The organism is Streptomyces sp. NBC_00820 (genome assembly GCF_036347055.1).
In the GTDB taxonomy this organism is placed as follows: domain Bacteria; phylum Actinomycetota; class Actinomycetes; order Streptomycetales; family Streptomycetaceae; genus Streptomyces.
The window spans coordinates 1,346,803-1,359,557 of the sequence record NZ_CP108882.1 but is presented as its reverse complement, the minus strand read 5'-3'; the positions used below and the strand labels follow the sequence as shown (position 1 = coordinate 1,359,557).

Annotated in this window: 10 protein-coding genes; 6 read left to right on the top strand and 4 right to left on the bottom strand. The window is 73.8% G+C overall.

The features are described 5' to 3' along the window. Window positions 1-210 precede the first annotated feature (210 nt). The 6 genes from OIB37_RS06235 (at window position 211) to OIB37_RS06210 (ending at window position 8,730) form a co-directional block, all read left to right on the top strand. The gene (locus OIB37_RS06235) at window positions 211-837 is read left to right on the top strand and encodes a YigZ family protein (RefSeq protein ID WP_330456522.1); all 627 of its coding nucleotides are present in this window, start codon (window positions 211-213) and stop codon (window positions 835-837) included. 197 nt (window positions 838-1,034) lie between these two features. Then, complete coding sequence (locus OIB37_RS06230; RefSeq protein WP_330456521.1) at window positions 1,035-2,822, top strand: histidinol-phosphate aminotransferase family protein; 1,788 nt, start codon at window positions 1,035-1,037, stop codon at window positions 2,820-2,822. A gap of 5 nt (window positions 2,823-2,827) precedes the next feature. After that, entirely contained in the window at window positions 2,828-3,622 is a 795-nt protein-coding gene (locus tag OIB37_RS06225; protein ID WP_443058119.1) for a phosphatidate cytidylyltransferase, read from the top strand. Window positions 3,623-3,892: 270 nt separating this feature from the next. Continuing rightward, window positions 3,893-5,056 carry an exonuclease SbcCD subunit D gene (locus OIB37_RS06220; protein WP_330456519.1) on the top strand — a complete coding sequence of 388 codons (1,164 nt, stop codon included), beginning with the start codon at window positions 3,893-3,895 and terminating at the stop codon, window positions 5,054-5,056. Further along, entirely contained in the window at window positions 5,053-8,043 is a 2,991-nt protein-coding gene (locus OIB37_RS06215) for an SMC family ATPase (protein WP_330456518.1), read from the top strand. Before OIB37_RS06220 ends, OIB37_RS06215 begins: the two co-directional genes overlap by 4 nt. Window positions 8,044-8,214: 171 nt before the next feature. Beyond that, window positions 8,215-8,730, top strand: coding sequence for an immunity 21 family protein (locus OIB37_RS06210; RefSeq protein ID WP_330456517.1), 516 nt, complete (start codon window positions 8,215-8,217; stop codon window positions 8,728-8,730). Between the two features lie 22 nt (window positions 8,731-8,752). Here the strand turns inward: OIB37_RS06210 and OIB37_RS06205 are convergent, their stop codons facing one another. The 4 genes from OIB37_RS06205 to OIB37_RS06190 all read right to left on the bottom strand — a co-directional run bounded on the left by OIB37_RS06205 (window position 8,753) and on the right by OIB37_RS06190 (window position 12,604). Further along, the gene (locus OIB37_RS06205; RefSeq protein WP_330456516.1) at window positions 8,753-9,991 is read right to left on the bottom strand and encodes a cytochrome P450; all 1,239 of its coding nucleotides are present in this window, start codon (window positions 9,989-9,991) and stop codon (window positions 8,753-8,755) included. Window positions 9,992-10,026: 35 nt separating this feature from the next. Continuing rightward, entirely contained in the window at window positions 10,027-11,418 is a 1,392-nt protein-coding gene (locus OIB37_RS06200) for an NAD(P)/FAD-dependent oxidoreductase (RefSeq protein WP_330456515.1), read from the bottom strand. Beyond that, window positions 11,408-11,671: a ferredoxin gene (locus OIB37_RS06195; protein WP_330456514.1), complete on the bottom strand. Its 264-nt coding sequence runs from the start codon at window positions 11,669-11,671 to the stop codon at window positions 11,408-11,410. The genes OIB37_RS06200 and OIB37_RS06195 overlap by 11 nt, the downstream gene beginning before the upstream one ends. Window positions 11,672-11,926: 255 nt before the next feature. Then, entirely contained in the window at window positions 11,927-12,604 is a 678-nt protein-coding gene (locus tag OIB37_RS06190; protein WP_330456513.1) for a hypothetical protein, read from the bottom strand. Window positions 12,605-12,755 lie beyond the last annotated feature (151 nt).

The following is a 12,755-nucleotide window of genomic DNA, read 5'->3' as shown; positions in this document are numbered from 1 at the left end:
GAAGTACTGAAGTCCGGGCGTCGGGGAGTCGGGGAGTCCGAGGGCCCGTCAGCCCGGCAGCCCGAATCCGGATAGCCGGATAGCCGGATAGCCGGATAGCCGGAACGGCCGTCGTGAACGCCGTCCGCCGGAGCGCCGGGCGTCCATGCCCCGCATCCTCACCCGCACACCCGGCGCGGACCGCCGCGCCGCTCCGCATAGGCTTGCGGGATGCAGGACGAGTACCGCACAGTCGCCCGCACGGGCGTGCACGAGACCGAGATCAACCGTTCCCGCTTCCTGTGCGCCCTCGCCCCCGCGGCCACCGAACGAGAGGCCCAGGAGTTCATCGCCTCCGTTCGCAAGGAGCACGCCGACGCCACGCACAACTGCTGGGCCTACGTCATCGGCGCCGGCGCCGCCGTACAGAAGGCCGGCGACGACGGAGAACCGTCCGGCACCGCCGGCGTCCCCATGCTCCAGATGCTGCTGCGCCGCGACATGCGGTACGTCGTCGCCGTCGTCACCCGCTACTACGGCGGCGTCAAGCTCGGTGCGGGCGGCCTCATCCGCGCCTACGGCGGCTCTGTCGGCGAGGCACTCGACGCGCTCGGCACCCTCACCCGGCGCCGCTTCCGGCTGGCCACGGTCACCGTCGACCACCAGCGCGCGGGCAGGCTCCAGAACGACCTGCGCTCCAGCGGCCGCGAGGTGCGCGACGTCCGCTACGGCGAGGCGGTCAGCATCGAGATCGGCCTGCCGGACGCCGACGTCGAGGCCTTCCGCTCGTGGCTGGCCGACGCGACGGCCGGTACGGCCGCCTTCGAACTCGGCGGGGAGGCCTACGGGGACGCGTGAGCGATCTGACGCGTGAGCGATCACCCGGGTGATCGCCGCCGGCGCCAGGACGGGGTCTCTGACGCCCGGCCGACCGGCGTACGGGGATCACCGCGCCGCGCCTGAGTACCCGTACTCAGGCCGACTGCGTCGCATGGCCCTGATACGGCCGGTCCGCGCCCAGCACGATGAGCTTCTCCGTATCGAGAGAGGTAGTCATGGGCCGTGAGCTGCAGGTGCGCGTCGCCACACCGGAGGATCTCGAGTGGATCCACGAACTGCGTCACCGGGTGTACGCCGAGGAGCTGGGCCAGCACGCGCCGGATCCGGGCGGCCGGCTCCGCGACGGACTGGACGGCGACAACGTCTACCTGGTCGCGGCGCGCGGAGCGGCCCGTATCGGCTTCGTCAGCCTGACGCCGCCCTGGCTGGGCCGGTACGCGCTGGACAAGTACCTGACCCGCGAGGAGCTGCCGCTGCTGGACGAGGGCGGTGTGTTCGAGGTGCGCATCCTCACCGTCGAACCGCGCTGGCGGACCACCGCCGCGGCGCCCTTGCTGATGTACGCGGCACTGCGCTGGATCGCCGCCCGGGGTGGTCGCCAGGTGGTGGCCATGGGGCGCACCGAGCTGCTCGACATGTACCGGGCCGCCGGCCTGCGCCCGGTCGGCCGTACCGTCCGCAGCGGTGCGCTGACCTTCGAGGTGCTGACCGGCAGCGTGTCCGGGCTGACGAAGGCCACGACGGACCGTTACCGCACCACGTTGGGGCGTCTGGCGGCCCAGGTGGACTGGCGGCTGGACGTGCCGTTCGCCCCCGCACCCGACGGCTGCGAACACGGCGGCGCCTCGTTCACCGCCATCGGGACGGACTTCCGCACCCTGCAACGGCGCCACCAGGTCGTCGCGGCCGACGTCCTGGACGCCTGGTTCCCGCCCGCGCCCGGGGTCGGGGCGGCGCTCGCGGAGGATCCGGACTGGGCGGCCCGGACCTCCCCGCCGGCCGCCGCCGAGGGTCTGCTGGCGGAGATCGCCGCGGCCCGCGCGCTGCCGGTCGAGGCGCTCGCGGTCGGTGCCGGATCGTCCGACCTGATCTTCAGAGCCTTCGGCCAGTGGCTGACCCCCGAGAGCAGAGTGCTCCTCATGGACCCCGGGTACGGCGAATACGCGCACGTCACGGAGAAGGTGATCGGCTGCCGGGTGGACCGGTTCCGGCTGCGCCGTGAGGACGGCTGGCGGATCGACCCGGCCCGGCTGTCCGCCGTCGTCGGGTCCGGGCGTTACGACCTCGTGGTGGTGGTCAACCCGAACAACCCGACCGGCCGCCACGCGCCGGCCGCCGAGCTGCGCTCGGTGATCGCCGCCGCGCCGGCCCGGACCCGCTGGTGGATCGACGAGGCGTACCTGGGCTACGTGGGCCTGGCCGAGTCGCTCGCGGACCTCGCCGCGACGGACCCCCGCGTCGTGGTCTGCACCTCGCTCTCCAAGATGTACGCGCTCTCCGGGATGCGGGCCGCCTTCCTGGTGGCCGAGCCGGTCACCGCGGCACGGCTGCGCCGGTGGACACCGCCCTGGCCGGTCAGCCTTCCGGCGCAGCTGGCCGCGGTCGCGGCCCTGCGCGACCCGGCGTACTACGGCGAGCGTTGGCAGCGCACCCACGAGCTGCGGCGCCGGCTGGCCGCCGATCTGGCCGGGCTGGACGGGGTCGTGACGGTCGAGGAGTCCGTGGCGAACTTCCTCGGCGTGATCCTGCCGCCCGACGGCCCGAGCGCCGCGCAACTGGTCCAGGAGTGCCGTCGATACGACGTGTACCTGCGCGACCTGTCGCCGTTGTCGCCCGAGTACGAGGGACGCACCGTGCGTATCGCGGTCAGGGACAGCGCCGAGAACGCGCGCATCGTGACGGCGTGTCAGGCAGCCCTGGCCGCGCTGCGACCGGGGGCGGCCGGACCCGAGGCGCCGGCCCCGGTGGCCTCGGGTGTCGCGACCGCCGGATCCGCCCGGTGATCACCATGGCCTCCCTGGCGCCCTTCCTCGGCGGGGCGCTGGCGCTGAGCGGTGTCGCGGTGGCCGCGTCCCGGCGCCGTGAGCTGCTGATCCGGTGGTGTGCCTGGGCGGTCGGGGTGCCCCTGGTCGCCGGCGCCTTCTGGCTGGGCCGTCCCGGCGCCGCGGCCGTCGCCGTCGCGGTCGGGGTGATCGCGGTGCTGGAGTTCGGCGGGCTGATGCGGCTCGGCCGCGTGGACCGCGTGGTGCTGGCCGCGGCGGTGACGGGCGTGGTGCTGGCCGCGTGGCTGGCGCCCGGACAGGTGTTCCGGGTGCTCGCGATCGGCGCGCTCGCGGTGGCCGCGGTGCCGCTCCTGGCCGGCGACGCCGACGACGGTCAGCGGCGGCTCGGCGCCGGCCTGCTGGGGCTGGCCTGGCTGAGCGTGACGGCCGCGCTGGTGCCGCTCGGCGCGACCGGGCTCGCGCTGTTCGTGGCGGTCTCGGTCGCCGACATCGCGGCGTACTTCGCGGGCCGGCGGCTGGGCGGTCCGCGGCTGTCGCCCCTGTCACCGGCGAAGCGGTGGAGCGGGACGCTGGCCGGGGCCGCGGCCGGAATCGGCGCGCTGGCCGCGCTGTCCGTGCTGAGCTGGCCGACGGCGGTCGCGGTGGCGGTCGGCGGCCCGGCCGGCGACCTCCTCGAATCCATGATCAAGAGAGGCGCGGGGGCCAAGGACGCCGGCTCCTGGCTGCCCGGCTCCGGCGGGCTGCTGGACCGGATCGACTCGCTGCTCATCGCGCTGGCCGTGCTGCTCGTCCTGAGCTGAGCCGCCGCGGCCCGGCCCGGGGCAGGACCAGGCCCCGGCCCGGGGCAGGACCAGGAGGGCGCGACAGCATCGACTAAGGGGTGCAAATGGGGGTAAAAAGGTAAATCCACCTTCAATCCGGTGCCGGATGTGACGTGACAACCTGAGATTCGTGGCGGATCAGGTACCCGAAGGCGTTAGCGTGGTAGATGCCGACCGGCGGGGCCCGCGCCGGTCCAGGCTGGTCTCGGAGCGGTAGTAGGGGGAAGCGGTGCAGGTCGGAGCGGTTTCTTGAGATTGCTGCACACGTCCGACTGGCACCTCGGCCGTGCCTTCCACCGCGTGAACATGCTCGAGGCCCAGGCCGAGTTCATCGGCCATCTCGTCACCACCGTGCGTGAGCACGCCGTGGACGCCGTGGTCGTGTCGGGAGACGTCTACGACCGTGCCGTGCCCCCGCTCGCCGCGGTCGAACTGTTCGACGACGCGCTGCACCGCCTCGCGGACCTCGGCGTGCCCACGGTGATGATCTCCGGGAACCACGACTCGGCCCGCCGCCTCGGCGTGGGCGCCGGACTCATCGACCGCGCGGGCATCCACCTGCGCACCGAGCCGTCCGCCGTGGGCACGCCGGTGATGCTGGCGGACGCCCACGGCGACATCGCCTTCTACGGCCTGCCGTACCTCGAACCGGCTCTGGTCAAGGACGAGTTCGCGGTGGGCAAGGCGGGCCACGAGGCGGTGCTCGCGGCCGCCATGGACCGCGTCCGCGCCGACCTCGCCACGCGCGCGCGGGGCACCCGTTCCGTCGTGCTCGCACACGCCTTCGTCACGGGCGGGCGGCCCAGCGACAGCGAACGGGACATCACGGTGGGCGGCGTGGCCGCCGTTCCGGCCGGGGTGTTCGACGGCGTCGACTACGTCGCCCTCGGGCACCTGCACGGCTGCCAGACCCTGACCGAGCGCGTGCGCTACTCCGGCTCGCCGCTCGCGTACTCCTTCTCCGAGACCGAGCACCGCAAGAGCATGTGGCTCGTCGACCTGGCCGCCGACGGCTCGGTCACCGCCGAGCGCCTCGACTGCCCCGTGCCGCGCCCGCTGGCCCGCGTCCGGGGCACCCTGGAGGACCTGCTCGCCGACCCCGAGCTGACCCGCCACGAAGGCTCCTGGGTGGAGGCCACCCTCACCGACGCCGTCCGCCCGGCCGACCCCATGGCCCGCGTCAGCGAGCGATTCCCGCACACCCTCAGCCTCGTCTTCGCCCCCGAACGGGCCCCGGACGACCCCGAGGTGTCCTACGCCCGCCGGCTCGCGGGCCGCAGCGAACAGCAGATCGCCCAGGACTTCGTCGCCCATGTGCGCGGCACCGAGCCCGACGAGCGGGAGGCGGCCGTGCTCCGCGAGGCCTTCGACGCCGTACGTGCCGACGACGCCGCACGGGAGGTGGCACGATGAGGCTGCACCGGCTCGACCTCACCGCCTTCGGCCCCTTCGGCGACTGCCAGAGCGTCGACTTCGACGCGCTCTCGACCGCCGGACTCTTCCTGCTGCACGGCCCCACCGGCGCCGGCAAGACCTCCGTCCTCGACGCCGTCTGCTACGCCCTGTACGGCTCCGTGCCCGGCGCCCGCCAGAGCGGCCAGGGCACGAACCTGCGCAGCGACCACGCCGACTCGGCCGTCCGCACCGAGGTCCGCCTCGAACTCACCGTCGCCGGACGCCGGCTGGAGATCACCCGGCAGCCGCCGTGGGAGCGCCCCAAGAAGCGCGGCACGGGCACGACCCTCGACAAGGCGCAGACCTGGCTGCGCGAGTACGACGCCCCGGCCGGAGCCTGGAAAGACCTCAGCCGCTCCCACCAGGAGATCGGCGAGGAGATCACCCAGCTGCTCGGCATGAGCCGCGAGCAGTTCTGCCAGGTCGTCCTGCTGCCCCAGGGCGACTTCGCCCGCTTCCTGCGCGCCGACGCCGAAGCCCGCGGCCGTCTCCTGGGCCGCCTCTTCGACACCCAGCGCTTCGCCGACGTCGAGAAGCGGCTCGCCGAACGCCGGCGCACCACCGAGGCCCGGGTGCGCGAAGGTGACACCGCGCTGCTCGCCGACGCGCACCGCATGCAGCAGGCCGCGGGCGACGCCATGGAACTGCCCGAACTGGCCCCGGGCGAGCCCGGCCTCGCCGAAGCCGTCCTCGGCGCCGCCGCCGTCGCCCGCACCACCGCCCGCGAACACCTCACCATCGCCCACGGCCGCCTGACCGCCGCCGAGGACGCGCACGCCACGGCCCGGCACGCCCTGGCCGACGCACGCGAACTCGCCCGGCTGCAGAGCCGGTTCGCCGAGGCCCGGCAGCGCGCCGAGCGCCTCCGGGAGCGGGCCGGCGAGCATCACGCGACGCAGGAGCGCATGGACCGCGGCCGCAAGGCGGAGGCCGTGACGCCCGCGCTGGAGCTGCGCGAGGACGCGGAGAGCGCGCACCGGCAGGCCGCGGCCGCCGAGACCCACGCGCGCGGGCTGCTCCCCGACTCCGACACCGACGCCGGCGTGACCGGCCTCGCGGCCGCCGCCCGCCGCGCCGCCGAGGAACTGGGCGGCCTCGAATCGGCCCGGCGCGCCGAACAGCGGCTCGCCCGACTGGCCGTGGAGCGCGCGGAACTGGACCGGCAGGAGCGCACCGACGAGGACGTGCAGCGCGAGGCCGACGCCTGGCTGGACGGCTGGGAAGCCACACGCGCCGGCCTGCAGTCCCGCATCGAGACCGCCCAGGAGGCGGCCACCCGCGCCGAACAGCTCGCCGTCCAGCGCGAACCCGCGCGCCGCCGCCTCGACGCGGCACGGACCCGGGACAGGCTGACCGCGGACCTGGAGGAGGCGCGCAGCCGCGCACTCGCCTCCGAACAGCGCGCCCTGGACGCCCGCGGCCACTGGCTGGACCTCAAGGAACAGCGCCTGAACGGCATCGCCGCCGAACTTGCCGCACACCTCACCGACGGCGCGCCGTGCGCCGTCTGCGGAGCCACCGAACACCCCGCCCCGGCCCGCAGGGTCGCCGGACACGTCGACCGCGAGGCCGAGGAGCGCGCCCTCACCGCCTTCCAGAAGGCCGACGAACAGCGCACCGAGCACGAGCGGCGCCTCGGCGCGGTCCGCGAGGCCCTGGCCGCCGCCACCGCCGAGGCCGGCGACACCGCCACCGCCCGACTCGCCGCCGAGACCGCGGAGTTGGAGCAGGAGTACACGCGCGCCCGCCGTACCGCCTCCGCCCTGCACGCCGCGCACGAGGAACTGCGCAAGGCCGAACACGAGCGCGAACAGCGCTTCGCGGCCCGCCAGCAGGCGGCCGTGCGGACCGCTTCCCGGCTCACCCGCCGCGACACCCTGGAACGTGAACAGGCCGCCCTCGAAGCGGAGTTGACGCAGGCGCGCGGAGCTGCCGACAGCGTGGGCGCCCGTGCGGCCCAGCTGGAGCGGCGCGCGGTCCTGCTCACCGACGCCGCCGACGCGGCGCGCGCCGCCGAGGACGCCGCCCAGCGGCTCAAGGACGCCGACGCCCGTCTCGCCGACGCCGCCTACCGCGCCGGCTTCGACACCCCGCAGGCCGCCGCCGACGCCCTCCTGGACGACGCCGCCCACCGCACCCTCCAACACCGCCTGGACGCCTGGCAGTCCGAGGAGTCCGCCGTACGCGCCGTGCTCGCGGAGGCCGACACCGCGGCCGCCGCCCAGCGCCCGCCCGCCGACCCCGTAGCCGCGGAGCGTGCCGCGGCCGAGGCGGACCTGCGGCTGCGCGAGGCCGCCTCCGCCCACGACGCGGCCGCCCGCCGCACCACTGAACTGGACCGCCTCTCCGACCGCGCCGCGGACGGCGTACGACGGCTCGGCCCGCTGCGCGAGGAGTACGACCGGGTGGCCGGCCTGGCCGCCCTCACGGCCGGCACCTCCGCCGACAACGAGCGCAGAATGCGCTTGGAGTCGTACGTCCTGGCCGCCCGCCTGGAACAGGTCGCCGCGGCCGCGACCATGCGGCTCCAGCGCATGTCCTCGGGCCGCTACACGCTCGTGCACTTCGCCGACCGCGCCGGACGCGGCCGCAGCGGGCTCGGGCTGCACGTCGTGGACGCCTGGACCGGCCGGGAACGGGACACCGCGACCCTGTCCGGCGGCGAGACCTTCTTCGCCTCCCTCGCCCTCGCCCTCGGCCTCGCCGACGTCGTCACCGACGAGGCGGGCGGTGTCCGGCTGGACACGCTCTTCATCGACGAGGGGTTCGGCAGCCTGGACGACCAGACCCTGGACGAGGTCCTCGACGTCCTCGACTCCCTGCGCGCACGCGACCGCAGCGTCGGCATCGTGAGTCACGTGGCCGACCTGCGTCGCCGCGTCCACGCCCAACTGGAGGTCGTGAAGGGCAGGTCGGGGTCGGCGCTGCGGCAGCGCGGGGTGTGACCGGCCGGCGCTCGGACAGCCGGCGGGCCGGACAACTCCCCGCCGCCCAGGTGCCGTTGGTCACGAACAGCCGGGGCGGCGCCCCGCGAAACCCCCGCACCGCGTCGCTGCGGGGCGAGTGCGGGTGCTGACGTCCGGGGTCCCGGTGCCGTGCGTGTAGGTTCTCGCACCATGGTGCGATACGCGGATCCAGGCGAGCTGGAGTGGGTGGAGTCGGGCGGTGGCCCGCTGATAGCGGTTCCGGAGACGGTGCTGCCGTTCTGGGCGGGTGCCGACAGCGAGGAGCTGGCCACCGACTACGACCGCGCGTGCGAGGTCGACGGGTACGCCGCCCTGCTCCCGGTCGGGGACAGCGCGGCCCTCGTCCTCGGCGACGAACCCGCCTCCACCTCCTACCTGGCGGACCACGGCACCTTCGTGCGCTGGTCCGCCGCGAACTCCGAGGAGGAGCTGCTGGCCGCCGCCCGCGCCGCCCTCGCCACCGCCGCCTGGGAGAGCGAGCTGCGCTGGCACGTGCCCGGCCCGGTCGTCCTGTTCGACTCGGCCTGGCCGGGCAACGGGGTGGACGACACCGGACACCTCCGCGTCCCGCTGGAAGCGGGCACCTACGGGGTACGGGCGGCCTACGCCCAGCCGGAACCGGAGACCTGGATCGGACTCGTACAGCTCAGGCTGCTCACTCCCTGAGCTGTAGCTGTAGCTGTAAGGGTCAACGCACCCCGTCGATCGCGATGTTCAGATGGCGCGGCCCGCGCAGCACCGCGTTCTCCCGGTACGGCGGCGGGTCGTCGACCAGACGGGGGTTCTCCAGCCGACGGGCCAGCTCGGACAGCGCGATCTGGGTCTCCAGCCGGGCCAGCGGCGCGCCGAAGCAGCTGTGGATGCCGCTGCCGAAACCGAGGTGCTCGATGTCCTGGCGGTCAGGGTCGAAGCGGTCGGGATCGGCGAACCGCTCGGGGTCGCGGTTGCCCGCGGCGATGACCAGCCAGAGCATCGAGCCCTTCGGGATCGTGACCCCGCGGACCTCGATGTCCGTGATGTTGGTGCGCTGCGGGACGATCTGGACCGGCGGTTCGTAGCGCAGCAGCTCCTCCACGATCTTGATCGACAGTTCGGGGTCCTCCCGCAGCCGCTGGAAGATCTCCGGGTGCCGCAGCAGGGTCAGCATGCCGTTGGTGATCAGGTTGACCGTCGTCTCGTGGCCGGCGATCAGCAGCAGCACGGAGGTCGCCAGCACCTCCATCGTCGACATGGACCCGTCCGGGCCGTGGCTGTTCGCCAGGTCGGACAGCATGTCGTCCCGCGGATGCTTCTTGCGCTCTTCCACCAGCCCGGCCAGGTACATGCCGAGCTGCGTCCGCGCCTCCTGCCACTTCTTCTGGAACTCGGCGCCGCCCGCCAGCCGGGTGGCGGGGTCGAGCCCGGCGACGATCGGGTCCACCAGGTCCCGGAAGTGCGGCTCGTCCTCGCGGGGCACGCCGAGCATCCGGCAGATCACGGTGACCGGGAAGGGGTAGGCGAACTGGTCCACCAGGTCGATCTGCCGCGCGTCCCCGAAGCCGTCGATCAGCTCGTTGACGATGCGGTGCATCTCCGGCTGCATGTCGTACACCCGGTGCGGCTTGTTCGGCGGCCCGAAGGCGCTGTTGGTGATGCGCCGCAGCCGGTCGTGCTCGGCCGGGTCGAGCCGGATGAAGGACGGCGGCAGCCCCGTGTCGTCCTCCGCCTGGGGCATCGCGTCCGGCCCGGCGGCGGCCAGGTTGGCGGAGTCGGAGCTGATCCGGGGGTCGTGCAGGAGGCTCTCGATGTCCCAGTACGAGCTGATGACGTACGGGCCGTACTCTCCGTCGTGCACCACCGGCGTCTTGAGCAGCTCCGCGTACAGCGGATACGGATTGGCGCGGTTGGCGTGGTCCAGGATCTGGCGCACCAGCGAGACTTGCGACATGAGGGGTCCTAGGGGCGTCGGGGCCGGGCGGCGGGTCAGTGGTGGGCCGGGGTGAAGACCATCCTGCGGTCGGCCGGCGAGTAACCGCTGAGGGTCACGGTCGGGCCGTGGGTGGGCAGCGACGGGTCGGGGAAGTCGGCGGGCATCGGCTGCCGGCCCTCGGGACGCCGGTCCATCGTGGGATACCCGACGGGGAACGGCGCGCCTTGCTCGATCTGCCGCTGGTAGTACTCCAGCCACTTCGCGTTGTTGAAGGTCACGGCGGCCACGATCCGGCCCTTGTACCCGTAGACGCCCGCGAACCGGCGCTCGGTCAGCGACCCCTGCGTGATCATGATCTCGTCGGCCATCGGCGGCACACCGACCGACTTGATGTTCACGCCGAACTGGGACGACCAGAACGCCGGCATCCACATGTGCGGGCGGCGGTCGGTGGCCGGGCAGATCATGTTGTGGGCGGCCGTCTCACCCTGCGCGACGGCGTTGCCCCAGTGCTCCAGCGACAGGAACTGGTAGCCGAACAGCGGGTGCGGGGAACGGGCGACGTCACCCGCCGCGAAGACGTCGTCCGTGACGATGCCCCGGAAGTCGAAGGCCCGGCAGCCCGCGTCCGTGGCGATGCCGCGCGGCCCCGCGCCGAGCCCCGACCCGGCCAGCCAGTCGGTGTTGCGGATCGAGCCCAGCGACACCACCACGACGTCCGTCTCCACGACGCTCTCGTCGGACAGATGGACCGCCCTGACCTTGCCGCCCGAGTCGCCCTCCAGCGCCGTCACCGTGACATGGGTGCGCAGGTCCACGCCGTTCTCGAGCTGCAGATCCATCGCGACCGCGCCGATGACCCCGCCGAGAGCGCCCACCAGCGGGCCCCCGGCGCGTTCCGCGACGGTGACCTCCATGCCATGCTCCCGGCAGGCCGAGGCGACCTCGGAACCGGCGAAACCGGCACCGACGACGAACACCCGGCGCGCCCCCGCCCCCAGCCGCCGGCACAGCCCGACCGCGTCGTCCCGGGTGCGCAGCACGAACACGCCGTCCAGCCCCGCCTCCGCCTCGTTCGGCCAGGGCCGGGCGCGGACACCGGTCGCGATGAGCAGCCGGTCGTATTCGACCTCGTCCCCGTCGGACAGCCGCACCCGCTTCGCCGTGATGTCGAGACCGGTCGCGGCGACGCCGAGCCGCCACTTCGCGTCGATGTCCCGGCGCTGCGGCAGATCGGTGTGGTCCGGAGAAGCCTTGCCCAGCAGGACGGCCTTCGACAGCGGCGGGCGGTCGTACGGCTCGTACGGCTCGTCGCCGATCATGGTCAGCGATCCGGCGAAACCCTCCGCACGCAGGGTCTCGGCGGCGCGCAGCCCGGCCAGCGAGGCGCCGACGATCGCGATCCGGCCCTCGCGCCGCAGCCAGTCCACGTAGTCAGCGGCCATCGGACGACTCCCGCCCGGTGCCGGCCACGAAGTCGGAACCGGCCAGGAAGCCGTCCCTCGGGTCCAGACCGTCCGCCGTGATCGCCTGCACGGGACAGGCGGCGACGGCCCGCTCCAGCCGCTCCAGCTGTTCCTCGTGCGCCAGCGGGTCGTAGATCAGCGACTCCTCACCGTGCATGGCGAAGATGTCGGGCGCGAGGAACGCGCACTGGGCGTACCCCTGGCATTTGTTCAGATCGACGACGAGCCTCATCGGCGCTCCGCCCTTCGGTGGCCAGGTCCGGTGCGGCACCACCCAGGCGGCGTGGGCATCCCCGGACGGCGGTCATCCCCGTCCGCCAGCATGCGAGGCGCGGCTCGGGACCCGCGAGCCGGGCCACGCCGATCGGGTGACCCGTCCGGGGACACCGCCTCGTCACGCGGACGCGCAGCCGCGGGTCACGCGGCGCGCGCTGGTACGGGTCATGCGGCGCGTCGGCATGGGTCACGCGGCGCGCGCTGGTACGGGTCATGCGGGCGCGCCGGTACGGCGGCGGGTGCGGCCGCTCGCCAGGAGGATGTGCACGCTGACCACCAGCGACCAGGCCGGGAAGACCAGCTCCGCCCACGGCACGTTCGACGAGACGAAGAGCAGGGTCAGGGCGGTCAGGAAGCCCACGACCGACATCCAGCGCGGCAGCACGCCCATGCGGTGTCCGATCACCGACATGGAACACACGAAGACGGCCGCCATCCGCATCGCGTAACCCGTCATCAGCGTGTAGGCGAAATCCCGGCCGAAGTCCCAGGCGGACAGCCCGGGAGAGGTACCGGTGGGGTGCGCGAGCGCGAGCACGGAACCGGCCGCAGCGGCGGCGCCGAACATGGTGGCCGTGAAGACCAGTCCGCTGCCGAGGAGGACGGTGGCGAGGAACTTGTCCTCCGCCTGGCCGACATGGGACCGCAGGGCGCCCACGAACCACAGGAAGAAGATGCCGGCGAACGGCACCAGCGCGAGGGCCGCCCGTACCGCGTCACGCCGCGCGGAGTCGGTGAACCCCTGAGCGGTGGCCGCGTCGGCGCCCTCGGGAATGCCGAGTCGGATCAGTACGATCGCCGCGGCGAGCAACAGCGCGAACACGATTCCGGCCAGCCCGGCGGCCCGAGGAGTCTCCAGCGTCTGCTGCCCCGGCCTGTTGCCCTGCATAAAGCGGCCCGCCTCCTTCGCGTCACCCCTCGCACCAGCAAGCGGCCTCGGTACCGGGCGCGCCACCGGGACGGGGCCGTCCGGCCGAGCGGTGCCGGGCCCGGCCGGGCGGGGGAGTGTGTGCGGAGGTGTGGCGCGGGGTGTGTCCGAG

Coding starts and splice junctions, on each gene's coding strand:
- OIB37_RS06200 (WP_330456515.1), bottom strand. CDS start 11,418: ATGGCCGCTGACTACGTGGACTGGCTGCGGCGCGAGGGCCGGATCGCG.
- OIB37_RS06190 (WP_330456513.1), bottom strand. CDS start 12,604: ATGCAGGGCAACAGGCCGGGGCAGCAGACGCTGGAGACTCCTCGGGCC.
- OIB37_RS06205 (WP_330456516.1), bottom strand. CDS start 9,991: ATGTCGCAAGTCTCGCTGGTGCGCCAGATCCTGGACCACGCCAACCGC.
- OIB37_RS06225 (WP_443058119.1), top strand. CDS start 2,828: ATGGCCTCCCTGGCGCCCTTCCTCGGCGGGGCGCTGGCGCTGAGCGGT.
- OIB37_RS06230 (WP_330456521.1), top strand. CDS start 1,035: ATGGGCCGTGAGCTGCAGGTGCGCGTCGCCACACCGGAGGATCTCGAG.
- OIB37_RS06210 (WP_330456517.1), top strand. CDS start 8,215: ATGGTGCGATACGCGGATCCAGGCGAGCTGGAGTGGGTGGAGTCGGGC.
- OIB37_RS06215 (WP_330456518.1), top strand. CDS start 5,053: ATGAGGCTGCACCGGCTCGACCTCACCGCCTTCGGCCCCTTCGGCGAC.
- OIB37_RS06195 (WP_330456514.1), bottom strand. CDS start 11,671: ATGAGGCTCGTCGTCGATCTGAACAAATGCCAGGGGTACGCCCAGTGC.
- OIB37_RS06235 (WP_330456522.1), top strand. CDS start 211: ATGCAGGACGAGTACCGCACAGTCGCCCGCACGGGCGTGCACGAGACC.